Below are 22,093 nucleotides of genomic sequence, written 5' to 3' on the forward strand. Positions count from 1 at the left end.
AATCAAAAATATGAACATCATCCTTTTCTACCACTCTATCTTATCTGACTGGAACCACGGAAACGCCCACTTTCTACGTGGTGTAGTGCACGAACTAAAAGTGCGGGGGCACCAGGTAAAAGTATACGAACCGAAAAACAGCTGGAGCCTACAAAACCTGATCGAGGGCTATGGCGAAGAGAAACTGGAGGAACTGCAACTCTATTATCCTGGTATCAGCACAAACTTCTATGCGTTAGAAACCCTGGATCTGGATGAGGTGCTACAGGATGCTGACCTGGTACTGGTGCATGAGTGGAATGAACATGCATTAGTGAAACGCATCGGAGAACATCGGGCAAAGCATCACTACAAGCTTCTCTTCCACGATACCCACCACCGCGCGGTAACAGAGCGGGAGAGTATGGCTAACTACGACCTGACCTACTACGATGGCGTACTGGCCTTTGGCAATATTATCCGCGATCTGTACCTGAAAGAAGGCTGGACTACCCGGGCCTGGACCTGGCACGAAGCAGCAGATACAACTGTTTTTTATCCGCATAAAAAGCCAGCACAGTACGAAGGAGATTTGATCTGGATCGGCAACTGGGGCGACGAAGAGCGAACTGCTGAACTACACGAGTTTCTGATTAATCCTGTAAAAGATCTGGGGTTGAAGGCGAAAATTTATGGTGTGCGTTACCCGGAGCATGCCCTCAAAGCATTGGCAGAGGCTGGTATTGAGTATGGCGGCTGGTTACCCAACTATAAAGCGGCTGAAGAGTTTGCCAAATATAAAGTAACAGTGCATGTGCCGCGCAGACCATACGTAGAAGCGCTACCGGGTATCCCAACTATCCGTCCATTCGAAGCGATGGCTTGTGGCATTCCGCTTATTTCTTCTCCCTGGGATGATGCCGAAAATCTTTTCACACCAGGCCAGGACTTCCTGGTAGCCCGAACAGGTGAAGAAATGAAGCAGCACCTGCAGATGGTTATCTCTAACGAAACGAAAGCCAGCGAAGTGGCAAAGCATGGACTAATGACAATCCTGAGCCGACATACCTGCTTTCATAGGGTAAATGAACTCGAAAGTATTTATAAAGAATTAGTAGAATCCACCCAAACTCATACTACTCCTAAAGAGCAACTGCTGCATGAAGAATAGAAAACTAAACATCGCATTCTTTGGCTCCAGCCTGGTTTCGGCCTATTGGAACGGAGCCGCTACCTACTATAGAGGTATTATTCGTGCCTTACATGAAAGAGGCCATCAGGTTACCTTTTACGAGCCCGATGCCTACGAACGCCAGCAGAACCGCGATATACCTGATCCCGACTGGGCAAAAGTTGTGGTATACGATGCAACCGAAGAAGCTGTGTATAAATGCCTGCAACAAGCTGCCGAAGCCGACATGGTGGTAAAAGCCAGTGGCGTAGGGGTGTTTGATGAGCTGCTGGAACGCGAAGTGCTGAACTTAAAAACAGATGATCGCCTGGTGGTTTTCTGGGACGTAGACGCACCTGCTACCCTGGATCGGGTACACAATAACCTCACAGACCCGTTCCTGACGCTGATCAGTCAGTACGACATGATCTTAACCTATGGTGGCGGAGATCCTGTGGTAAAAGCATATGAGGCACTGGGAGCCCAAAAGTGTGTTCCGATTTATAATGCCTTAGATACGGCTACTCATTTTCCTGTAGCGCCTGAGGCTCGCTTTACCTGTGATCTGGCTTTTCTGGGGAACCGCTTGCCAGACAGAGAGGCACGCGTAGAAGAATTCTTTTTAAAGCCTGCCGCTGCAACCCCAGACAAGAAGTACATTATCGGGGGTAGTGGCTGGGGCGATAAGCCGATGAGTGAGAACGTAACATACATCGGCCATGTGTATACCAACGACCACAATGCCTTTAACTGTACTCCGAAAGCTGTATTGAACATCAGCCGTGAAAGTATGGCGCGCTATGGGTTTTCGCCTGCCACACGTGTATTCGAAGCAGCAGGGGCAGGAGCCTGCATTATTACAGATTACTGGGAGGGCATTGATTTCTTTTTTACGCCTGGCGAAGAGATACTGGTCGCACAGGATGGCAATGATGTCGCCTCTATACTTTCCGATCTTACGGCCAGGCAGGCAAAAGCCATTGGTGAGGCAGCTTATCGGAAAGTGCTTGCCGCCCATACCTATAACCACAGAGCAGAGCAGTTAGAGCAACTGCTGTATGCAAAAGTAAAACAACAAGACGTCGCACTGGCATGAACATAGTTATACTTGGCTTATCCATTACATCTTCCTGGGGCAACGGCCACGCCACTACTTTTCGTGGTTTGGTGCGAGAATTACACAACAGAGGGCATCATGTACTTTTTCTGGAGCGCGATGTGCCCTGGTACGCCAACAGCCGTGACTTACCTAATCCTGAATACTGCCAGACAGAACTTTATGCTTCTCTGGACGACCTGCAGCAACGCTTTGCCGAGCAGGTGCGCGAAGCCGATCTGGTAATCGTGGGTTCCTATGTGCCACAGGGTGTGCAGGTAGGGGAGTGGGTGATGAAAACAGCCGAAGGCATTAAAGCATTTTACGATATCGATACACCAGTTACGCTGGCAAAGCTTGAGCGTGAAGATTACGAATACCTGCACCCCAGCCTCATTCCGCAATACGATATGTACCTATCGTTTACAGGTGGATTAACACTGGATTTACTGGAGCAGAAATACGGTAATATGATGGCTCGTCCGCTTTACTGTTCTTTCGATCCGACGCTGTACTACCCCGAAGTACAGGAACTGAAGTGGGATTTGGGTTATTTAGGTACTTATTCCGATGATCGCCAGCCACCGCTGGAAAAGCTGATGCTGGATGCCGCGCGCCAATGGCCGGAGGGTAAATTTGTCGTAGCGGGTCCGCAGTACCCTGCCACCGTGCAATGGCCTGCCAACACGCAACACATCCATCACCTGCCACCAGCCGAGCACCGCGCTTTCTACAACAGCCAGCGCTTTACACAGAATATCACCCGGGCCGATATGATTAAAGCAGGCTATTCACCAAGTGTGCGCCTGTTCGAAGCAGCTGCCTGTGGAGTGCCTATCATCTCTGATTATTGGGATGGCTTAGACAGCTTCTTTGAGTTTGATTCTGAGATTCTGGTTTCCTATTCAGCAGAAGACACGCTAAGATATTTAAGAGATATGAGCGAAGCAGAGCGTAAAGCGATAGGGGAAAGAGCCAGGCAGAAAGTCCTGAACAAGCACACCGCTGCACATCGGGCAGAGGAAGTGGAGCTGTATGCAAGGCAGTTGATGACGCTGACGAGTTAGAAGGGAGTTTTAAATAGAAAGCCTTATTCATGGTTACAACAGGTATTTGTGGCTAACCATTCAAACCAAATTAAACTATGAAAGAAATAGAACAACTGGGGCCCTGGTTCCACAACATACACCTGCCAAACGGAGAACAAACCGCCCCGAATCATTTTCTGGGAGATTTCCCATCCTTTAAATGGAAGGAACTGGAAAACTTTATTCCTGCAGATTTAACGGGTTGGGAGGTGCTGGACATTGGCTGCAACGCAGGTTTCTATTCCATAGAACTGGCTAAACGCGGAGCAAACGTGCTGGGCATTGATGTAGACCCGCACTACCTGCGGCAAGCGGAATGGGTGGCAAAGCAATTCGGTCTGGAAGATAAAATTGAACTGAAGCAGATGCAGGTATATGATGTGGCTAGGCTCGACCGCCAGTTCGACCTGATCTGGTACATGGGAGTGCTGTATCACCTGCGCTACCCCTTGCTATCGCTGGATATCCTTTCTCAAAAAGCACGAAACCTGATGGTATTCCAGACTTTGTCGATGCCAGGTGATGCTCCCCAAGAGGTGCCTGAAGATTTTGGTATAAACGACCGGGAGCGGATGAAAGAGGACAGTTGGCCGAAAATGGCATTTATAGAGAAGAAAATGGCGGGAGACATTACAAACTGGTGGGCTCCCAACCAGGCCTGCATCGAAGGGATGCTGCGCTCCTGTGGTTTTAAAGTAAAAGAGCGGCCAGGGCATGAACTGTATGTGCTAGAAGTAGATGCCGCGCAACGGCAAAACCAGCAATGGAACCAGTCGGAACTGTTGTCTGCTACAGGGCAGGATTGGCAGGAAGCGGTGAAAGAAAAAGTAGCCGAAAAGAATTTGTATATGGTGTCAGACCACGGGAAGAAGTAACAGAATCTTATCTTATCTTCACCTGCTCAAGCGACCATACATTATAAAATAAGATACATGAAGGACATTAAGCCCTGGAAAATAGTAAAATCAGAATTGGTATTTAACGAGAAATGGTACACCCTGCGCCGCGACGAAGTAGAACTTCCCAACGGCATGGTGCTCGACGATTATTATGTTAGTGTACGCCCTAATGTGGTCTTAACTTTTCCGGTTACAGAAGAGAATGAGGTTATTTTTGTGCGGCAGTACAAGCATGCGGCTGGCGATATTTTTATCGAATTGCCAGGCGGTGTGATAGATGAAGGCGAAGACGAACCGCTGGAGGCTGCCAAAAGAGAGATGCTCGAAGAGACCGGCTATACTTCCGACGATGTGGAATTTTTGCTGGATGTAATAGATAACCCAACCAAAGACACGAACAAGATCTATTACTACTTAGCGCGTAATGTGCGCAAGGTAGCTGAACAGGATTTAGACGAAACTGAAAATATTGAAGTACTTAAAGTGCCTTTGAAAGAAGTGGAAGGCATGATCATGAGTGGTAAAATTCATGTGTCAGGTACCGTTGCGCTTTGTATGCTGGCGCTTAAAAAATTAGGTGCCTGATGTTTTGCTTAACTTGAACCACTTCATAAACAGAACAGGCTGCCTGGTACCAGGTAGCCTGTTCTGTTTATGAAGAAAAAATGCTGTATTGCTATCGCCAGGCTGTAGCAGCTACAATGGGTGTATTTTTCCAGAGTAAGGTATAGCCTGCACCGTTGGCCTGCAGCTCAAAGTTCTCGTGCAGTTGCAGCGTAGAAACAATCTGGTCAGCCAGTGGCTCCTGCTCAAACGGAGTAAACCCTACCCGCACCAGGCGTCTTTGCCAGGCTTCGTTGCGCTCGTGCCGCTCTACACGCTGGCTATCTTCGCACGAAATAATGTTAATGATTTCACGGGCGAAAAACTCCTGCTCTATAACCTGTCGCTCCGGCATATCGCTTGGCAGCAGTGTATCCAGCACATCGAACACAGTATAATAGTGGCGCAGCGATTCGCGCAGGCGTGGCAGGAAATCCAGTTTATTGTGTTCAGAGTCGGGCTCGGTTAAAGTAAAAATTACAGGGCTTAATGCCTTGATCTGCAGTAGTACTTTATCACGTTCGTCAGGCTGTATTACTAACTGGTCAGGAATGTGGTGTAAGGTAAAGGCAGAGTTGATAACCAGTGCTTCAGAAGGATTTAGAATTAATTCTTTTAGATTGATATCTTCGAGTTTAGAGGCTATGCCAGTATAGCTGAAGTCGATGCCCAGTTGCTGTGCATGCTGTTTTAGGGCTTCGCCGGTTGCGCGCAGCTTTTGTTCCGGATCATCTGCCGAAGCCGGTATATCAATGCCTGTCAGCCGTACCTGGGGAGCCCCTTCAGGACGGGAAGCCAGCAACTCCAATAAAGTAAACCACTGCAGTCCTCCTCCGATACCTAAATCTAGGATATGTATGGCAGATGCACCTGCAACCGCTCTCTGGATGCTCAGGCTCGAGAACAGGTGCCCGAATGTAACCAGCGGTGTAGACTTTACCAGCACATTGAAGGCCGATATCATGTCCATCATGCCGTAAGTGGAGCTGTAGAGATTTCCGGTATGGTTAGAAGTATGGGCAAGGCAGGCATCAAAAGCGCGGGCAAAGGCAAAGGCAATTCTTTCTTCGGCTGTGCCCATATTAGAAGCTTCTTGTGTTAAGGCCTGGCTGGCGGCAATCTTATCTGTTGTCTCAGCATTGGCGAATGTCTCGCCGGTTTTTAAAACCTGGCTGAGTGACGGGTGCTGCATAAGTGATGTCGGGTTAAGTATATTCTTTAGTATATAGATAAGATAATCCTGGTAAGGTTGCTGGCCAACCGTAATGCGTAAGGTAAAAGGGCCGGTGGTTTGGCGTACTTGTATGCCATTTTGCAGCAATTGCTGATAAAGTACGGTGGCGGGTATACCTGCATCTATCATCAGAAAATTACCCTGCGACGGCCAGTACTGTATACCTAGTTCCGAGAGGTGTTGCTGCAGGTACAACTTGCTGAATGCGGTTGATTGTATGGTATGATTTAAAAAATCTTCGTCTTCCAGCACAGCAAGGGCAGCTACCTGGGCCATTTGGTTTACATTAAACGGCTGCTTTATTTTATGCAGAGCTGCCTGCAGTTTTTCCCCAGCTATCATGTAGCCTACACGCAGAGAAGCCAGCCCATAGGCTTTTGAAAAAGTGCGCAGCACGATCAGGTTCTGGCGCACATTTCTATAGCTCAAAGCATCGGCAAAGTCAGGTGCATTCACATACTCAATATAAGCTTCATCCACCACCAGTAAAACATGTTCCGGCAATTCGTAAACCAGCCGTTCCAGTCCTTGTCTGGTTAAATAAGTGCCTGTGGGGTTATTCGGGTTAGAGATAAAGCAGATACAGGTAGATGCATCAACTTTTCTTAAAATGCAGTCTACATCAAAATTATAAGAGGAATCAAGCGGCGCTTCTATGTATTGAACTCCCAGCGTATCGGCTTCCATTTTATAAAGCGGGTAAGTCGGATTAACTGAAAGTATACTTGTGGTATGGTAAGGCCGGCAAAAAGTTCTGATCAGCAGCGATATTAGTTCAGCAGAACCGCTTCCAATGCTTATTTCCTGCGGTAACACTCCTAGTTTTTGGGCAATGGCCTCCCGAAGCAGATGCGCATCAGGGCAGGGGTAACTATAAATGTTGTGGAATGCAGATGCTAAAGCTGCCGTTACTTTAGGAGAGACACCGAACAAATTCTCATTTGAAGCAGCGTAATAAGCACTGGTCTGATGGTTAATCATTGTTGAAGTACCATAACAATGGCAGGAAATATTTCAGCGGTAATACATTTTAATGCAATATAGTTCAATTTTAATAGAATAAAAGTTCAAACAATTATAATTTCTGCTACTATTTTAATAATTTGTTCAATGTTAAAGCATTAAAATTCGGCAGGTGTTACATGAGTGAAACTTTTTTATTATATTTGTTGTATATACAACAGTTGAGAGGGTAGTAATTATGAGATTAGAGGATGAAATAAAGATGAACAAGTTTCGGAATGCGTATCAGAAAGCCATTCTGAACTTGATGTTTACCGGGGAGTGGCTTATGGCAAAAATCGACAGTTTACTGAAGCCATATGACATTTCTTCGCAGCAATACAATGTGCTGCGTATTCTGAGGGGGCAGCACGGGAAATCCATCAACCTGTTCGAGATTCAGGAAAGAATGCTGAACCGTATGTCGAACTCTACCCGACTGGTGGAGAAGCTTCGCCTGAAGGGTCTGGTAACGCGTGAGCAGTGCGAGCACAACAGGCGGAAAGTAGACATTGCCATTACCGATAAGGGGATGGCATTGCTGGAACAGATAGACCCTATCATGATGAAAATGGAACACGATATCATAGGAAAGTTATCTGAAGACGATGCCGAACTGCTAAGCAACCAGCTAGACAACCTGAGAGAGTAGTAGGTAATAATAAGATACAGGAATATCAGATGCGTGCTAATAGCTACTGCTGATGTTCGTGTCTTTTTGGCTGATGAAGGGAAAGGGAGCTGGCAGCCAGGAAAAGCCTGCTCAAGAAAATTTTAACTTTTTAAGTTTAACACATGGGATCTGAAGTAGAAACTACCATACATCATTTAATAAAGAACCGACGTAGCACCAGGGCTTATAGCGATAAGCCAGTACCAGCAGAAGCGATAGCGGCTTTGTTTGAGGCAGCACGCTGGGCTCCATCTGCCATGAATGAGCAGCCCTGGCGATTCATTTATGCAGCCAAAGACAAAGACCCGGAAACCTACCACAAACTGCTCGACTCCTTGTTTGAGGGAAACAGTGTATGGGCAAAAGATGCGCCTGTTTTAATACTAACTGTGGCAAGTAAACGCTATGCGTTGAATAAATCGGACAATGCACATGCCTGGCATGATGTAGGGCTGGCAACCGGGAATTTACTTGCACAGGCAACAGAACTGGAGCTTTATGTGCACCTGATGGGCGGCTTTTCGGCAGATAAAGTAAGAGAGGCTTTTTATATACCGGATGATTTTGAGCCTGTTACAATGATTGCAGTTGGCTACTTGGGAGATATAGAACAACTCCCTCCTCATTTAAAAGCTAGGGAAATAGCTGTAAGGTCAAGAAAACCGCTAAGTGAGCTGGTGTTTACCGGCAACTGGGGTGAGAGTTCTCTTTAAGGCGAACTAAATCTGCAACCGCATTAATTGTTCCTGCGTCCTCTTCGGCCTATGCTGTAGAGGACGTTTTGCTTCATAGAAGTACATATTAAGCCGAATGAACATCAACCTGCTTTTGCTGCAGCACGTTTATACTAGACCTATAAAACGAGAACTATGGAACAGGAACAAGCAAACTTACTGAAAAACTATACCATGGAAGAGAAAGGTGCTTACTTCGGAGCACTGGCTACCATGGCTTCGGCAGATGGGAAGGCATCGCAGGAAGAACTGGAATTTTTGCAGCTAATGGGAGAAGCTGCAGAGTTGCCGGAAAATGTGCAGTTGGAGGTGGTGCAGGTAGCTCAGAATCCATCACAAATAAACCTGCAAAAATGCCTGGATGTACTAAAGCGAAGCCAATTACGCTTCTCCTTCATAACCGATATTATCAGCTTTGCCAAAGCCGACGGGCAGTATACGACGGAGGAGCAGCAACGCATACAGGAAATGGCGCAATACCTGGAGGTGGACCAGAAGCAGTATAGTATGCTGGAGCAGTTTGTAAATAAAGCCGATGAAGCGAAGCAGCAAGGGGAGGACCCAACTTCGCCTTCGTTCCTGAATAAAAGCGGCTTCGGGGATATGTTTAAAAATGCAGGTATATCACCTCAAATGGTTACAGGCATGTTAGGTATACTGGCTCCCATTGTAATCAGCAGAATGATGGGTGGAAGCAGAAGACGTGGTATGATGGGTGGCATGGGTGGTGGACTGCTCGGCGGCCTGTTAGGTGGCGGTATGATGGGAGGTGGTATGTATCGTAGCGGAGGCGGCTTAGGGTCTATTATTTCCATACTGAGTGGTTTAAACGGCAGGCGCGGCTACAGCAGTATGGGCGGAGGCGGACTAGGCGGTTTGCTGGGAGGTATACTCGGTGGCGGCGGCAGGCGTGGTGGTGGTTTCGGATGGTGAGCCTTGAAGGTAGAAGGTTAGAAAGTTTGTGCGCTGGAATGTCTATTTGCAAAGCTGCTGAATTCACTTTAGATATTGATGCCAAATGCAGATGGTTATAGATTGCGCCTTAACTTACCAGAATTAGAAGTTTGATTTGTTCACAAATCCCTAACAAAAGGAAAAACCTTTTGTCTTGTGTCTTGATCTAAACAGGAATACCGGTGCTATTTCCGACGAGTTGTGTCGCAGCCTAAATACTAAGTAAAAGGACACAAGTATCACGATTTCTATATGGGTTAAATCACTTATATAAAATGCTTTGGAAAGTAATTCCTGCTCATGTTTACATCAAGCTAATATTGTCTTCTTACTTATAACTTTTTAACTTTCTAATCTTCTAACGTTCTAACTCCGGAAGAGTATGTTTAAGAAATCCCTATTAGCGTTGGCAGTAGCTTCAACGCTTTTTTCTTGTCAGCAGCAGGGGCAGCAGCGTACTGCTAACGTTTTAAAAGCTGCAGCTAAGGAATACTATCCTGGAGAAGATGACGATTGGCTAACTAAGAAGCCTGAACAGGTTGGTATGGATGCAGCCAAACTACAGGAGGCAGTTGAGTGGGCTAAGACACAGGAAACCACTCAAATGCCTGCAGACTTTTCTACTCAGGAAGTCATTTTCGGCAAGCTGTTAGGTTCTATGCCAACCGACAGAGCCAGCACTAATGGCCTTATACTTAAAAATGGTTTTATAGTAGCAGAATGGGGAGATACCCAAAGGGCCGATCCTACTTATAGTGTGGCAAAAAGCTATTTGTCTACCTTGCTGGGCATTGCTATAGATAAAGGCTTGGTTAAAGCTATTACAGATCCAGTAGCAAATTATGTGCAGGATGGCGGCTACGATTCGAAGCAGAACAGAAACGTTACCTGGGAACACCATGCCCGCCAAACCAGTGAGTGGGAGGGGGCGCTTTGGGGGAAGAAACACGATTTTGTAGGAAAGGAGGAGTATGGTAGAGGTGAAAGAAAGCCACGCACTTTGCAGGCACCGGGCGCTTTCTATGAGTACAACGATGTCCGGATAAACCGCCTGGCATTATCGTTGCTGCGGGTATGGCAGAAACCTTTACCGGATTTACTGAAAGAAGAAGTAATGTTGCCTATTGGTGCTTCCGATACCTGGCGCTACGTGCCATATCATAATTCTTATGCAGAGGTTAACGGGAAGCGGATGGCTTCTGTAAGCGGTGGTACCCGCTGGGGCGGAGGCCTCTGGATTAGTGCTCGCGACGAAGCCCGTTTCGGCTACCTGTTCCTGCGTAAGGGAAAGTGGCACAATAAGCAGATTATTTCAGAAGAATGGGTAAAAGAAGCAACCTCCGTACGCGGACCAGTCGGCCCGGATTATGGTTATTTATGGTGGCTGAATACTGAAGGTAAAGCATGGCCAGATGCGCCCACCACGAGTTATGCTGCGCTTGGTGCAGGCCAAAACACAATTTGGGTCGATCCTGAACACGATATTGTTATTGTCTGGCGATGGCACGATGGCAACCCAAATGAACTGATCAAGCGTGTGCTGGCTGCGGTGAAAGCTTAGTATACATAGAAGAAAGCATTGTTGCTTTATAAGCAAAACAGCCACTTTTATGAATTAAAAGTGGCTGTTTTGCAAAGTTTATAGTTATCAAGTTTTGGTATCTGCCTCTAAACTAATCCTGCTTTTTTGAAGATATCTAAAATATCGTTTGCGATAGGCATTGGTTTTAGTGCAGAAACATTTGCTCCTCCTGTATTACCTGTAGGAACCTTTCCGACAAATGATTTCACACCGCCAACAAGTAATCTTGGAATCTGGCCTACTATTTCCTTGGCACTTTTTATCTTGATGCCAAACTGCAACATTTTCCAATGAGCATAACTATGTTCATAAGGAAAAGCCTGTCCAATTATATGTGCTCTTTCCAGGTGCTGCCAGGCAGTCTGTAAATTACCCTTTCTTATATTGGTAGTATAGGCTTTTATTTCAAGTTCAAAGTAGGGCCTAAGCGTATCAGGCATGCTGGTATTTAGCTTCATTTTGTTTCTCTGCTGCTTGCAGGTTCGGTTTGTGGTTTTCAGGGAGTAAGTAAAAGCCGCCAGACCACAAAACTGGTGTTCTGGCGGCCTACTTCTAATGACGGCAGGAGCAGTGGTCGCCCGCTATTCCTTCGTGGCGGGTATCGGCGCCTTCATGCCAGTCGAAAGAGGTGGCATAACGGTTGTTTTCCCACCAGAATTTAGTTGGTTTGCTGTCCTGGTTACCTATTTCTGCCATGGTAGCAGCATCATACAGGCGGCCATTTACCATGGTATACTTCACATGCTCTGAGTGCTGAATGTTTTCCAATGGGTTCTGGTCCAGCACGATCAGGTCGGCCAGCTTGCCTGTTTCCAGTGAACCAATCTCTTTTGACATACCCAGATACTCCGCACCGTTTAGAGTGGCGGCACGTAAGGCTTCATGGTTCGTCATCCCCCCTTGCTGCAGCATCCAGAGTTCCCAGTGCGCGCCAAGGCCCTGTAGCTGTCCGTGCGCTCCCAGGTTTACTTTTACGCCATTATCCGTAAGCGCTTTACAGGCTCTGGATACCGCCATATAACCATTCTCGTATTCCTCGTCAGGCACCTGCGTTACAAAACGGGAACGGCCATCTATCACAGAGCGGGGAGTAAACCTTAGCAGGCGTTCTTTCTCCCACACATTCGTTTTCTGATACCAGTAGTATTCGCCGTTTGCAGCACCGTAGTTAACAATAAGTGTTGGGGTATAGCCTGTATTGCTTGCTTTCCAGAGTTCCAACACATCTTTATAAAGCGGCGCAACCGGAATGTTGTGTTCTATACCTGTGTGTCCGTCCAGGATCATGCTCATGTTGTGGAAGAAGGTAGAACCGCCTTCGGGCACCACGGTCATATCCAGTTCGCGGGCAGCCTGAATGACCTGCTGGCGCTGCTCACGGCGTGGCTGGTTGTAGCTTTTTACAGAGAATCCTCCCGCTGCTTTAATGCGGCGCAGGTGCGAACGGGCATCGTCGAGGTTGTTGATCACTGCTTTAAAATTGCCATCGGCCCCGTACAGTACGGTGCCTGTTGAGAAGATGCGCGGACCAACCATTGCCCCGGATTGCACTGCCTCTGCCTGGCTAAACACCATTTCGGTAGTAGAGGAGGGGTCGTGGGTGGTGGTAACACCATAAGCCAGGTTGGCATAATACGCCCATTGCTTTTGTGGGCTCATGCCATTACGGAAAGTACCCATGTGGGCATGTACATCCACAATGCCCGGCATAATGGTTTTGCCGGCAGCATCTACCACTTTAGCATCTGCAGGCACCTGTACTCCTTTTCCAACGGCCACAATACGGTTACCCTCTACTACAATGGTGCCTCCCTCAATTACTTCATCGCCCTTCATGGTAATAATGCGGGCATTGGTGAAGGCGATCTTGCCTTGTGGAATAGCAGCGTTTAAAACAAGTCCGATCTTAGTGCCTGCGGTATCGATAGGGGGTAGTTTTTCAGGAGCACCCTCTATAAAGCTGAAGCGGTTTTTCAGGTCGTTGGAGAAATACTCATCTCCGTTTACCCAATTAACTTTTTTGCTGTCACCAGACCAGTGAATGCTGCTGCCAGCATCCTGTGTGAAACGGGCTACAGGCACCGCTTTTGTATCGCCACTTAAATCCAAGCCGGAAGCATTGGCAGAGAAAGGGGCTACATATCCTTTAAACAACTCTACAAAAGCAATCCATTTGTTATCCGGGCTAGGGTAGAACTGATCGGTATACTTAGAAGTATAATGCGTCTGCTCTTCTTTGCCTTGCAGGTTTACGCTCTTAAATGCATAGTTTCCTCCCTGTGATCCTGTAAAGAAAATGCGATCAGAAGTAGCGTTGAACTGTGGAGAAGAACCTCGTTCCTGCACCAGTACTGGTGAGCCGCCATTCGCAGGCATATAGTAAATACCGCGTTCTTTGCCATGTGCATAGCCCATGTGGTTGTTGCCACCGTCTTTGCTGTACACAATAAACTTGCCGTTTGGAGAGAAAGAGGCATTGGTATAGAAGCCTTTTTCAGTGGTAAGTTTAGCTGGTTTCGCATTACGCTTGCTGATGTCTATTTTATACAGAGCGCCGTAGTTTTCATCGTTCCAGGTCGAGTAAAGGATTGTTTTTCCATCTGGCGAGAAAGCAGGGTAGAACTCAAAATCTTTGCCGTTGGTCATGCGAACAGGCGTGCCATTGGGCAATTCTTTTTTATAGATATAGCCTGCTGCATTGAACACCAGGGTTTTGCCGTCTGGAGAGGTAACAGCATGGCGAATAGCTTTGGCTGTAAACTGTGCAGGAGAAATACCTTCTCTACTATGATCTTTACGAACTGCCTGGGCAATGGAATGCGTAGCCGTTGCCTCGAAAGGTATAATGCTGGCTTTCTGGTTAGCTACCTCTACTTTGTTGATTTTGCCATTTGCCCAGAAAACAATGCTTTTGTTGTCTGGTGTCCAGGCAAAGTTCGGGTAAACCCCGAAAATGGCCCAGGCTTCCTGCTGATCGTGACTCAGCTTATCGTATACAGGCCACTCTTCACCTGTTTTCAGGTCGTGGATGAACAACACAGATTTAGTGCGTACGCGGCGTACAAAAGCAATATGCTTGCCGTCGCGCGAAAGCACAGGCCGAACGGCACCGCCGTTACCAGATACTACATTGTCTATTTCTCCTGTCTGACGGTTTACTCTTCGAATCACATAAATTTGTCCGTTCGGATCTTTGTTATATTCAAAGGTAGATCCGCCGCTCATGTCTTCGGAAAAGTAAACATACTTGCCATCTGGCGATACAAATGGCTCCCCTGCATCCTGCTGATCGTTTTTGCGCTTGGTTAGCTGTATGCCGGAGCCGCCTGTGCGGTGGTACATCCACATTTCGCCGGCACCTAAAGAGCGGGTAGCCGTAAAGTGTTTGCGGGCCACGATGTATTCCCCGTCAGGAGTCCAGACAGCATTGTTCAGCAGCCTGAAATTTTCATTTGTAATTTGTTTGGCATCAGAGCCAGCGCGCTTCATAATCCAGATGTTATCGCCGCCGCCTGCATCAGAAGTAAAGGAAATGAATTTGCCATCGGGGCTGAAGCGCGGCTGTACTTCGTAGGCACGTCCGCTACGGAGCAGTTTGGCCTTACCACCTGCCATGGGCATGATGTATATATCGCCCAGCATGTCAAATACAATTTCTTTGCCGTCAGGGCTTACATCGAGGCTCATCCAGGTGCCTTCGTCGGTGGTAATGGTAATGTCTTTTTGCGGGCCATGTGGCGCATCTACTTTCCACTTGGAGTCTTCTTTTTTATCCTGAGCGAGAGCTGTTCCTGTGGGTAAGGCAAGTGCAGCCGCCAGGAACAAACTCAGGTAAGTGCGTTTATTCATGTTTACGATAAGGGTAGAAGGATTATTAGAAATTCAAATTTAATCAATTTGAACGGGAATAGGTAATAGCATTTCAGCTGGTACTTCGTCAAATTATGAATTAGAAATTATGAATTAGAAATAAAGCACTAATTTCAGCTTATCCTATTCATACAAAGGTTGTCAATTCTAAAATTTAAATTGGAGGAGCACTAGTTATTCAGCCTCGAAATATACTGGCAAATGAAAGCTTAGCGGTTTGTTTCTGCTGTGTATCTGGGAAAGAAAATCATCCAGTTCATCTTTGTACTCCAGGTGATAATCTTCGTGCAGGTTTTTGCGGATAAGCTGCATAGTGCGCAGCAGCAGGCGGGCCGTAGTGGTATAAAACACTTTGTAGTAGCTGTCGAACTGGCCTGTGTAGTTGCTGAATATGAGGCGCAGCAGGTACAGGTGCAGTTCTACTTCGCCTTTGGCGTCTTTGGTGATACGTTTAAAGCGGGCTATTTCTTTAGCCGCTTTGCGTAATGCCTTTGTGAGAGCTTTGCTCAGGCTGCGGCCCGAGGCGTTTATCAACAGGGCATGGATGGTGTCAGAAGTCTGCTCCATCGCTTCCTCCAGTGTCAGTTCCTCCAGTTCAAAGGCCACGATATCCTGTAGCTCTCCATCCCGACGGATGGCTTTCAGAATAATGGCTTCTTTTTCTTTTTCGCTTAGTTGTTGGATGGCCTTTTTCAGGGCAGCAGAAACGGCGGGCATGTTATTCGGGTAGGTTCTGTAAATCGAGCAGGTCCTGCTGGCGTGCCGTAGCTTTTTTTGTTTCCCGCAGATCGTTAAGGCTGATAAAGTAAGCTGTGGTATTTCCAAATGGCTGCGAAACTTTGCGCTCCCAGCAGGCAGCAAAGTCAACGCCTGTTAAGCCGGTAGACATATCGATACGATTAGGCGGGTAACCCAGCTGTACTACTATATCAGGAGTGGTTAAATCTTCCAGCGTAACATGATGATCGGCAAAGCCCAACTGCTGTATCACCTGCAGCATATACACGGCATTTTGTTGGGTAGGATTTACCCATATATCGATATCTCCGGTGTAACGCGGGTAACCGTACATGGCGACGGCAAAACCACCTGCTATCATGTATTCTACCTGATGTGTATTCAGTAACTTTACAAGGTCTTGAAAATCAGTAATCAGCTCCATCCCGAATAAAATAGTGTGCTGTCTCCTTAAGTTCTGCAGAGCGAGCAAACGCGCTACAGGCGATTGAGAGAGCCAAAACGTTAAATCATCGTTGCTGTCCGACAATTCTCTTTTGCCAACCACTCTGGTAGTCGGTTGTGCCAGAGCGGTGCCAGCTTTTTCTTTCATGTAACAGCTTACGGAAAGATATCAGAAACAGGTATAAAGCAGCAGAAATTATTACACGTATACCCTTGCCATTACATGGCCTGATACAAAACTATTGAATTTTGGGCAGCCATCAAAACGCTTTTTGCTTCTGGAAGAGCTTTGGCAGCTTAACAGGCTTCATGTAAGGTGCTTCAGTTTGAAAAGCAGTGGAGAAACGAGGTTTTCTGAAGGCCATAAAATTTATTTTGCGCAGGTAAATAAATGTAATCAATTGCTGATAAGGTAGATAGGTAGCTTTTAAAAAAGCTTTTATACTTCCTATCCTGCATTATATTTCGTATTTTTGCATTATGAATATTGAGAGAGAAACTATTTATCAGGAAGAGATAGCGGTACTGGAGGAAAGTACTGATCTGCGAAACTTGGTGGTATATAATGATGATGTAAATACATTTGATCACGTTATTGATACGCTTATTAAAGTATGCGGGCATTCTGTGGAGCAGGCCGAGCAATGCACCTGGCTGATTCACTACAAAGGCAAGTGTACGGTAAAAGTGGGTTCTTATGAGGAGCTGGAGGGCATGTGTACTTCCCTGCACCTGAAAGAACTTTCTGCAGATATTCAGTAATTGAGGAGGTTGAATGAATTTTCCTTCAAAGCTGATTGAGAATGCCGTGGAAGAACTGGCGAAGCTGCCAGGCGTGGGAAGAAAAACGGCTTTGCGTTTAGCCTTGCACCTGCTGAAAGAGGAGTCGGAAGAGACCTTCTCCCTTGCGGAAGCCTTGGTGAAGATGCGGACAGAGGTAAAACACTGTAAGCAGTGCCATAATATTTCAGATGCTGAGATTTGCGGCATCTGTGCCAACCCACTCCGCGACCGCACATTGCTCTGCATTGTAAGCGACATACGCGATGTAATTGCTATTGAAAACACAGCGCAGTACAAAGGCCTGTACCATGTGCTGGGAGGGGTTATTTCTCCCATAGAGGGTGTAGGTCCATCCGACCTGCACATAGATTCTCTGCTGGAGCGATTGCCGAACTCCGAAGTGAAAGAGGTGCTTTTTGCCCTGAGCCCAACCATGGAAGGAGATACCACTTCGTTTTACCTGACCAGGAAGCTGCGCGAATTTAACCTTAAGATTACCAGCATAGCGCGGGGCGTGCCTGTAGGCGGAGAGCTGGAATATACCGATGAAATTACCTTGGGGAGAAGTATTGTAGAGCGTACTGCTTACGGTAAGGTATAACTTAACAACAGCATCAACAAAAAGGGAGGCCGGTAAAGCCTCCCTTTTTGTTGATGCCTTGGCGGTGCCCTCTGCCTGGATGCTTCATGCATCGCTAAGGCAAGCTTAAACTATAAAGGTTTCAGCAGAATTTATAGAACAGGTGTTGCCATTTTGTTAAATTTTATACCTGTAGCTTAATCTTTGTTAACAGAATGAGAGTAAAATTTATATAGTAGTCATAATTTTGGGTTTCTTTCTTCTTCTTAGTTAAATTTCCAGCTGATTCATCGATTTAAGGAAGAGGCTAAATTCAGGTAACATTGCTGGATTGTCTGTAGCAGAATAAGTAACTTTGGACCACTAAATAATTTCCTATGCAAAACGCGGAAGCAGTAAACATTTTATCAGACAGAATCTCTGCACTGGCAGAGTCTCAGACCATTGCCATGGCTAAAAAAGGTCGTGAACTGGCTGCGCAAGGATATGATGTGATAAACCTGAGCTTTGGAGAGCCCGATTTCCAAACTCCTCAATATATAAAGGATGCCGCCAAACAGGCAATCGACGATGGCTTTACCTTTTATACGCCAGTACCTGGTTACCCGGAGCTGCGCCAGGCTATTGTAGATAAACTGAAACGCGACAACAACCTCGACTATAAGCCGGAAAACATTGTAGTTTCTACAGGTGCCAAGCAATCTATTGCAAATGTGGTGATGTGCCTGGTAAACCCCGGAGATGAAGTGATTATTTTTTCGCCTTACTGGGTATCTTACGAAGAGATCGTAAAGTTGGCAGAAGGTGTACCGGTACAGGTACAGGGCCGCCTCGAGAACGATTTCAAAGTAACGCCGGAACAACTGGAAAGTGCCATCACTTCTAATACAAAGCTGGTAATGTATTCTTCTCCGAGTAACCCTACTGGTTCTGTTTTAGATGAAGATGAATTACTGGCCTTAGCGCGCGTACTGGAGAAGCACCCGCAGGTATACGTAATGGCCGATGAGATCTATGAGTATATCAACTTCGAAGGCAAACATGCTAGTATGGCTGCTTTTGATTTCATCAAAGACCGCGTTATTACTGTAAACGGCTTCTCGAAAGGTTATGCCATGACAGGCTGGCGCGTAGGGTATATAGCTGCTAATAAAGAAATAGCATCAGCCTGCGATAAGATGCAGAGCCAGATTACTTCAGGCACCTGCTCTATAGCCCAGAAAGCGGCATATGCAGCCTTGCAGGGTGGTAAGGCTTCGGCTGAGGAAATGACAGCGGCCTACCTGCGCCGCCGTGACCTGGTGCTGGGACTGATGCAGGACATACCTGGCCTGAAAACAAATGTGCCTACCGGTGCCTTTTATATATTCCCGGACGTGAGTTCCTACTTTGGTAAAAGCTATAATGGCCAGACCATCGAAAATGCTTACGACCTATGTATGTTCTTATTAACTGATGCGCATATCGCTTCGGTAAGTGGAGAAGCATTCGGTGCTCCGCAATGTATCCGATTCTCATATGCCACTTCTGATGAAAAGCTGGTTGAAGCGTTTTCACGCATCAAGAGCAGCTTGGCCAAACTTCAATAATGAATTTTAAAAATAGCTTAGAAGGCGTTTTTGATGCCTTTAACAGGTTACAGGTGCTTATTGTAGGTGATGTGATGATCGACTCCTATTTGTGGGGGAAAGCGACACGCATCTCTCCAGAGGCACCTGTACCTATTGTAAACGTAGTGAAACGGGAAAAGCGACTGGGCGGTGCAGCCAATGTAGCACTTAATGTGCAGGCAATGGGTGCAACGCCTTTGCTTTGTTCGGTAGTGGGCGACGACCCGGATGGTGGCGACTTTTTACGTCTTCTGGAGCAGCATCATCTTTCGTTGGAAGGCGTGGTGCAAAGCCCGGAGCGGGTTACTACCATCAAGCATCGGATTATTGCCGGTGCACAGCAGCTGCTTCGCGTCGATTCTGAGGTGGAGTACAACCTGACTGATTTCGAAAACCGCAAGCTGGAAGAGCGGTTTCACAAGTTACTGGATCGGGCTGATGTGGTTATCTTTGAGGACTACGATAAAGGTGTGCTTTCCGGCAGTAATATTCAGCATTTCATTCAGCTGGCTAAAGAGCGGCAGGTGCCTACCGTAGTTGATCCGAAGAAGAAAAACTTCCTGAGCTTTATTGGCTGCACTTTGTTCAAGCCTAACCTGAAGGAGCTTAAAGAAGGGCTAAAGGTTGAGTTCTCCGATGAAAACCTGCCCGCTTTCGAAGCTGCCGTTGAAGAGCTGCAGGATAGATTACAGGCCGAACAGGTGCTGGTAACTTTGTCAGAGAGAGGTGTTTTTGTAGCAGATCAGGAGGAAAAGATTTATCTAGATGCACATCTTCGTTCAATTTCTGATGTTTCGGGTGCCGGAGATACAGTTGTAAGCATAGCCGCTTTGTGTGTTGCCTTAAGGACAAATATGGCATTTATGGCAGGGCTCAGTAACCTGGGTGGCGGGTTGGTATGTGAGCAGGTGGGCGTGGTGCCAATTAACAAGCAATCTCTTTTAAAGGAAGCACAGCAAAACAGGCTGTTTGAGAAACATGAACACAGAATCGCTTAACACGCTTCTTTACGATAGTAAGCTGAAGGTGTATGCCTTTATGCGCCGTACAACTTACGTACTTACTTTAGTATCTATCGGGCTGCTGATTTATGCGCATGGTGTAGTAGAAGACCCGGCAGTTTTGCAGTGGCTCTACTATGCGATTGATGGCATTCTGGCTATCTTCGTAATTATTTACCTGCTTCGCATCCTCTACACCTTTGAGCGGGTAAAGTTCCTGCAGCGTACCTGGTTCGAAGGTCTCTTGATGGGAATTATCTTCCTCAACCAGTTTAGCACCTATATCCTGCAATATCCGCTGGTGTACAATGTATTCGAAAGAGTAGATATACCTCTGTCGGTAGAAATGTACCGGATACTGGTATCGTTGTACATGCTGGTGCTGCTGATTGTAGAGTTGCTTGAAACTAAAGTGCACCTTAAAACGCTCCGGTTAAAGCCAGGCATTACCTTTCTGATGAGTTTCCTGTTCCTGATCTTGCTGGGATCTGCTTTGCTGATGATGCCTAAAATGGTGACCACAGAGGGCGGTATGCGCTTTATTGATGCAGTGTTTATGGCAACCAGTGCTTCCTGTGTAACAGGTCTGGCCGTGGTAGACCCCGGCACCTATTTTACATTTGCCGGTCAGGTTGTGCTGCTAATCCTGATTCAGCTGGGTGGTTTAGGTATACTTACCTTTGCTACCTTCTTTGCCTCACTCATGCGACAGGGGGTCGGAATAAAGCAGAATGTGGCCATGTATGAGCTGCTGGAGAGCGAATCGCTTTTTTCTACTAAGAACCTGCTCCGGAAACTTATTTTCATGACCTTTCTGATCGAAGGTGTCGGTGCAGTGGTTATTTTCCTGACCTGGGGGCGTGAAACAGAATTCGTAAGCCTCGGAAGCAAAATTTTCTTTTCGGTATTTCATGCCGTTTCGGCTTTCTGTAATGCGGGAATTTCTTTATACCCGGAAGGCTTTTACACAGAACCTGTGCGAACTTCTTATATTCTGCATTTAGCTGTGGCAGGCCTTATTATTTTTGGGGGAATTGGCTTTCCTACAATTATAGATGTACTGTCGCCGGAAGCGATGCGAAGCCGCATGAGCAAGCCCTGGAAGAACTGGAGACTTCTATCAAGAATTACCATTTATACTTCAGCGGCCCTGATCACTTTGGGTACTGTTGGCTTTTTTCTGCTGGAATACTTTAACTCTCTGTCGCACCTGAACTTTGTAGAAGCGCTTATTACTTCTTTCTTTCAATCGGTTACTACCAGAACAGCCGGTTTTAACACCGTAGATATTTCGGCTTTAACAGTGCCAACGCTGCTGATGTTTATCTTCCTGATGTTTATTGGTGCGTCTCCGGGTTCCACAGGTGGCGGTATAAAAACTACAACGTTTGCAGTTATTATACTATCGGTTGTTACCACTATCAGGGGAAAGAGAAATGTTGAAGTCGGAAACAGATCTATACCGCACGTAGTGTCTTACAAAGCATTTTCTATCTTTACTTTTGCCGCAGTTCTTAACATCTTCTTCCTGTTTATTCTAACGATTACCGATGCGCAGTATGATATTTTTCGTTTGGCTTTCGAACAGGTATCGGCTTTTGCTACTGTAGGCTTAAGTACTGGTATAACAGCGGGCTTGTCAGATATGGGCAAGTGCGTGCTCATTATTTCTATGTTTTTAGGGAGAGTAGGTACTCTTACGCTGGCGCTTGCCATTAGCACCAGGGCCGCTACAACCGCCTATAAATATCCTGAAACACACGTGGCAGTGGGGTAGGAGTTGGAGATTTGAAAATGTGCTGATGTGCTAATAATGAGTGTGCAGTATTTTAGAGAAAATTCTCATTTAGTAATACAATATACATATTAATCTTCAATTCGAACTTTTAACAAAAACGGCTGACAAGATACCCTTCTCGTCAGCCGTTTTTGTTGTAACAACACTAGTAATTTGTCAAATTAAAGATTATAAATGACGCTCTAAAGCTGAAATTTTTAATCTTTAACTATCAGAAAATTTAAAATCAACTTGACTGAGTATTAGCACATCAG

Annotated in this window: 19 protein-coding genes; 14 read left to right on the forward strand and 5 right to left on the reverse strand. The window is 46.4% G+C overall.

Annotated elements, in window-relative coordinates:
* The first annotated feature begins 10 nt into the window (after positions 1 to 10).
* From C1N53_RS00915 to C1N53_RS00935, 5 genes are all read left to right on the forward strand, one after another.
* A complete protein-coding gene (locus C1N53_RS00915) occupies positions 11 to 1,150 on the forward strand; it encodes a glycosyltransferase (RefSeq protein ID WP_137757547.1) in 1,140 nt (379 codons plus the stop codon).
* On the forward strand, positions 1,140 to 2,246 hold the full coding sequence (locus C1N53_RS00920; protein WP_137757548.1) for a glycosyltransferase: 1,107 nt from the start codon (positions 1,140 to 1,142) through the stop codon (positions 2,244 to 2,246). Before C1N53_RS00915 ends, C1N53_RS00920 begins: the two co-directional genes overlap by 11 nt.
* The gene (locus tag C1N53_RS00925; RefSeq protein WP_137757549.1) at positions 2,243 to 3,313 is read left to right on the forward strand and encodes a glycosyltransferase; all 1,071 of its coding nucleotides are present in this window, start codon (positions 2,243 to 2,245) and stop codon (positions 3,311 to 3,313) included. The genes C1N53_RS00920 and C1N53_RS00925 overlap by 4 nt, the downstream gene beginning before the upstream one ends.
* A 77-nt stretch (positions 3,314 to 3,390) precedes the next feature.
* Entirely contained in the window at positions 3,391 to 4,209 is an 819-nt protein-coding gene (locus C1N53_RS00930; RefSeq protein ID WP_137757550.1) for a TIGR04290 family methyltransferase, read from the forward strand.
* Between the two features lie 57 nt (positions 4,210 to 4,266).
* Complete coding sequence (locus C1N53_RS00935; protein WP_137757551.1) at positions 4,267 to 4,818, forward strand: NUDIX hydrolase; 552 nt, start codon at positions 4,267 to 4,269, stop codon at positions 4,816 to 4,818.
* A gap of 91 nt (positions 4,819 to 4,909) precedes the next feature.
* Here C1N53_RS00935 and hisC read toward each other — a convergent pair whose 3' ends face one another.
* The gene (hisC, locus tag C1N53_RS00940; RefSeq protein ID WP_240773338.1) at positions 4,910 to 7,051 is read right to left on the reverse strand and encodes a histidinol-phosphate transaminase; all 2,142 of its coding nucleotides are present in this window, start codon (positions 7,049 to 7,051) and stop codon (positions 4,910 to 4,912) included.
* A gap of 220 nt (positions 7,052 to 7,271) precedes the next feature.
* Here hisC and C1N53_RS00945 point away from each other — a divergent pair, with 220 nt between their 5' ends.
* From C1N53_RS00945 to C1N53_RS00960, 4 genes are all read left to right on the forward strand, one after another.
* Positions 7,272 to 7,724: a MarR family winged helix-turn-helix transcriptional regulator gene (locus C1N53_RS00945; protein ID WP_168193930.1), complete on the forward strand. Its 453-nt coding sequence runs from the start codon at positions 7,272 to 7,274 to the stop codon at positions 7,722 to 7,724.
* Positions 7,725 to 7,867: 143 nt separating this feature from the next.
* The gene (locus C1N53_RS00950; protein WP_137757552.1) at positions 7,868 to 8,458 is read left to right on the forward strand and encodes a nitroreductase family protein; all 591 of its coding nucleotides are present in this window, start codon (positions 7,868 to 7,870) and stop codon (positions 8,456 to 8,458) included.
* A gap of 156 nt (positions 8,459 to 8,614) precedes the next feature.
* Positions 8,615 to 9,412, forward strand: coding sequence for a TerB family tellurite resistance protein (locus tag C1N53_RS22860; RefSeq protein WP_137757553.1), 798 nt, complete (start codon positions 8,615 to 8,617; stop codon positions 9,410 to 9,412).
* Positions 9,413 to 9,815: 403 nt separating this feature from the next.
* Complete coding sequence (locus tag C1N53_RS00960) at positions 9,816 to 10,994, forward strand: serine hydrolase (protein WP_137757554.1); 1,179 nt, start codon at positions 9,816 to 9,818, stop codon at positions 10,992 to 10,994.
* 107 nt (positions 10,995 to 11,101) lie between these two features.
* On the opposite strand, the gene C1N53_RS00965 is transcribed toward C1N53_RS00960, so the two are convergent.
* The 4 genes from C1N53_RS00965 to C1N53_RS22665 form a co-directional block, all read right to left on the reverse strand.
* The gene (locus tag C1N53_RS00965) at positions 11,102 to 11,473 is read right to left on the reverse strand and encodes a DUF3703 domain-containing protein (RefSeq protein ID WP_137757555.1); all 372 of its coding nucleotides are present in this window, start codon (positions 11,471 to 11,473) and stop codon (positions 11,102 to 11,104) included.
* 94 nt (positions 11,474 to 11,567) lie between these two features.
* Complete coding sequence (locus C1N53_RS00970; RefSeq protein ID WP_137757556.1) at positions 11,568 to 14,864, reverse strand: amidohydrolase family protein; 3,297 nt, start codon at positions 14,862 to 14,864, stop codon at positions 11,568 to 11,570.
* Positions 14,865 to 15,059: 195 nt separating this feature from the next.
* Positions 15,060 to 15,602, reverse strand: coding sequence for a hypothetical protein (locus C1N53_RS00975; protein WP_137757557.1), 543 nt, complete (start codon positions 15,600 to 15,602; stop codon positions 15,060 to 15,062).
* A gap of 1 nt (position 15,603) precedes the next feature.
* Positions 15,604 to 16,215: a hypothetical protein gene (locus C1N53_RS22665; protein WP_206077601.1), complete on the reverse strand. Its 612-nt coding sequence runs from the start codon at positions 16,213 to 16,215 to the stop codon at positions 15,604 to 15,606.
* 332 nt (positions 16,216 to 16,547) lie between these two features.
* Between C1N53_RS22665 and C1N53_RS00985 the strand changes: the two genes are divergently transcribed.
* The 5 genes from C1N53_RS00985 to C1N53_RS01005 all read left to right on the forward strand — a co-directional run bounded on the left by C1N53_RS00985 (position 16,548) and on the right by C1N53_RS01005 (position 21,818).
* Positions 16,548 to 16,829 (forward strand): ATP-dependent Clp protease adaptor ClpS, encoded by a 282-nt coding sequence (locus tag C1N53_RS00985; protein ID WP_137757558.1) that lies wholly within the window; start codon positions 16,548 to 16,550, stop codon positions 16,827 to 16,829.
* A gap of 13 nt (positions 16,830 to 16,842) precedes the next feature.
* The gene (gene recR, locus C1N53_RS00990) at positions 16,843 to 17,451 is read left to right on the forward strand and encodes a recombination mediator RecR (RefSeq protein ID WP_137757559.1); all 609 of its coding nucleotides are present in this window, start codon (positions 16,843 to 16,845) and stop codon (positions 17,449 to 17,451) included.
* 356 nt (positions 17,452 to 17,807) lie between these two features.
* Complete coding sequence (locus tag C1N53_RS00995) at positions 17,808 to 19,019, forward strand: pyridoxal phosphate-dependent aminotransferase (RefSeq protein WP_137757560.1); 1,212 nt, start codon at positions 17,808 to 17,810, stop codon at positions 19,017 to 19,019.
* Complete coding sequence (locus C1N53_RS01000) at positions 19,019 to 20,038, forward strand: bifunctional heptose 7-phosphate kinase/heptose 1-phosphate adenyltransferase (RefSeq protein WP_137757561.1); 1,020 nt, start codon at positions 19,019 to 19,021, stop codon at positions 20,036 to 20,038. Before C1N53_RS00995 ends, C1N53_RS01000 begins: the two co-directional genes overlap by 1 nt.
* A complete protein-coding gene (locus C1N53_RS01005) occupies positions 20,019 to 21,818 on the forward strand; it encodes a TrkH family potassium uptake protein (protein ID WP_137757562.1) in 1,800 nt (599 codons plus the stop codon). Before C1N53_RS01000 ends, C1N53_RS01005 begins: the two co-directional genes overlap by 20 nt.
* Positions 21,819 to 22,093: the final 275 nt, after the last annotated feature.

Origin of the sequence: Pontibacter sp. SGAir0037, assembly GCF_005491705.1 — a bacterium.
GTDB lineage: Bacteria > Bacteroidota > Bacteroidia > Cytophagales > Hymenobacteraceae > Pontibacter.

Bases quoted from the DNA above. Each gene is read 5' to 3' on its own strand.
- hisC (WP_240773338.1), bottom strand. From the start codon at position 7,051: ATGATTAACCATCAGACCAGTGCTTATTACGCTGCTTCAAATGAGAAT.
- C1N53_RS00975 (WP_137757557.1), bottom strand. From the start codon at position 15,602: ATGCCCGCCGTTTCTGCTGCCCTGAAAAAGGCCATCCAACAACTAAGC.
- C1N53_RS22860 (WP_137757553.1), top strand. From the start codon at position 8,615: ATGGAACAGGAACAAGCAAACTTACTGAAAAACTATACCATGGAAGAG.
- C1N53_RS00925 (WP_137757549.1), top strand. From the start codon at position 2,243: ATGAACATAGTTATACTTGGCTTATCCATTACATCTTCCTGGGGCAAC.
- C1N53_RS00960 (WP_137757554.1), top strand. From the start codon at position 9,816: ATGTTTAAGAAATCCCTATTAGCGTTGGCAGTAGCTTCAACGCTTTTT.
- C1N53_RS00985 (WP_137757558.1), top strand. From the start codon at position 16,548: ATGAATATTGAGAGAGAAACTATTTATCAGGAAGAGATAGCGGTACTG.
- C1N53_RS00945 (WP_168193930.1), top strand. From the start codon at position 7,272: ATGAGATTAGAGGATGAAATAAAGATGAACAAGTTTCGGAATGCGTAT.
- C1N53_RS01005 (WP_137757562.1), top strand. From the start codon at position 20,019: ATGAACACAGAATCGCTTAACACGCTTCTTTACGATAGTAAGCTGAAG.
- recR (WP_137757559.1), top strand. From the start codon at position 16,843: ATGAATTTTCCTTCAAAGCTGATTGAGAATGCCGTGGAAGAACTGGCG.
- C1N53_RS00920 (WP_137757548.1), top strand. From the start codon at position 1,140: ATGAAGAATAGAAAACTAAACATCGCATTCTTTGGCTCCAGCCTGGTT.
- C1N53_RS00930 (WP_137757550.1), top strand. From the start codon at position 3,391: ATGAAAGAAATAGAACAACTGGGGCCCTGGTTCCACAACATACACCTG.
- C1N53_RS00950 (WP_137757552.1), top strand. From the start codon at position 7,868: ATGGGATCTGAAGTAGAAACTACCATACATCATTTAATAAAGAACCGA.
- C1N53_RS22665 (WP_206077601.1), bottom strand. From the start codon at position 16,215: ATGAAAGAAAAAGCTGGCACCGCTCTGGCACAACCGACTACCAGAGTG.
- C1N53_RS00935 (WP_137757551.1), top strand. From the start codon at position 4,267: ATGAAGGACATTAAGCCCTGGAAAATAGTAAAATCAGAATTGGTATTT.
- C1N53_RS00970 (WP_137757556.1), bottom strand. From the start codon at position 14,864: ATGAATAAACGCACTTACCTGAGTTTGTTCCTGGCGGCTGCACTTGCC.
- C1N53_RS00965 (WP_137757555.1), bottom strand. From the start codon at position 11,473: ATGAAGCTAAATACCAGCATGCCTGATACGCTTAGGCCCTACTTTGAA.
- C1N53_RS00995 (WP_137757560.1), top strand. From the start codon at position 17,808: ATGCAAAACGCGGAAGCAGTAAACATTTTATCAGACAGAATCTCTGCA.
- C1N53_RS01000 (WP_137757561.1), top strand. From the start codon at position 19,019: ATGAATTTTAAAAATAGCTTAGAAGGCGTTTTTGATGCCTTTAACAGG.
- C1N53_RS00915 (WP_137757547.1), top strand. From the start codon at position 11: ATGAACATCATCCTTTTCTACCACTCTATCTTATCTGACTGGAACCAC.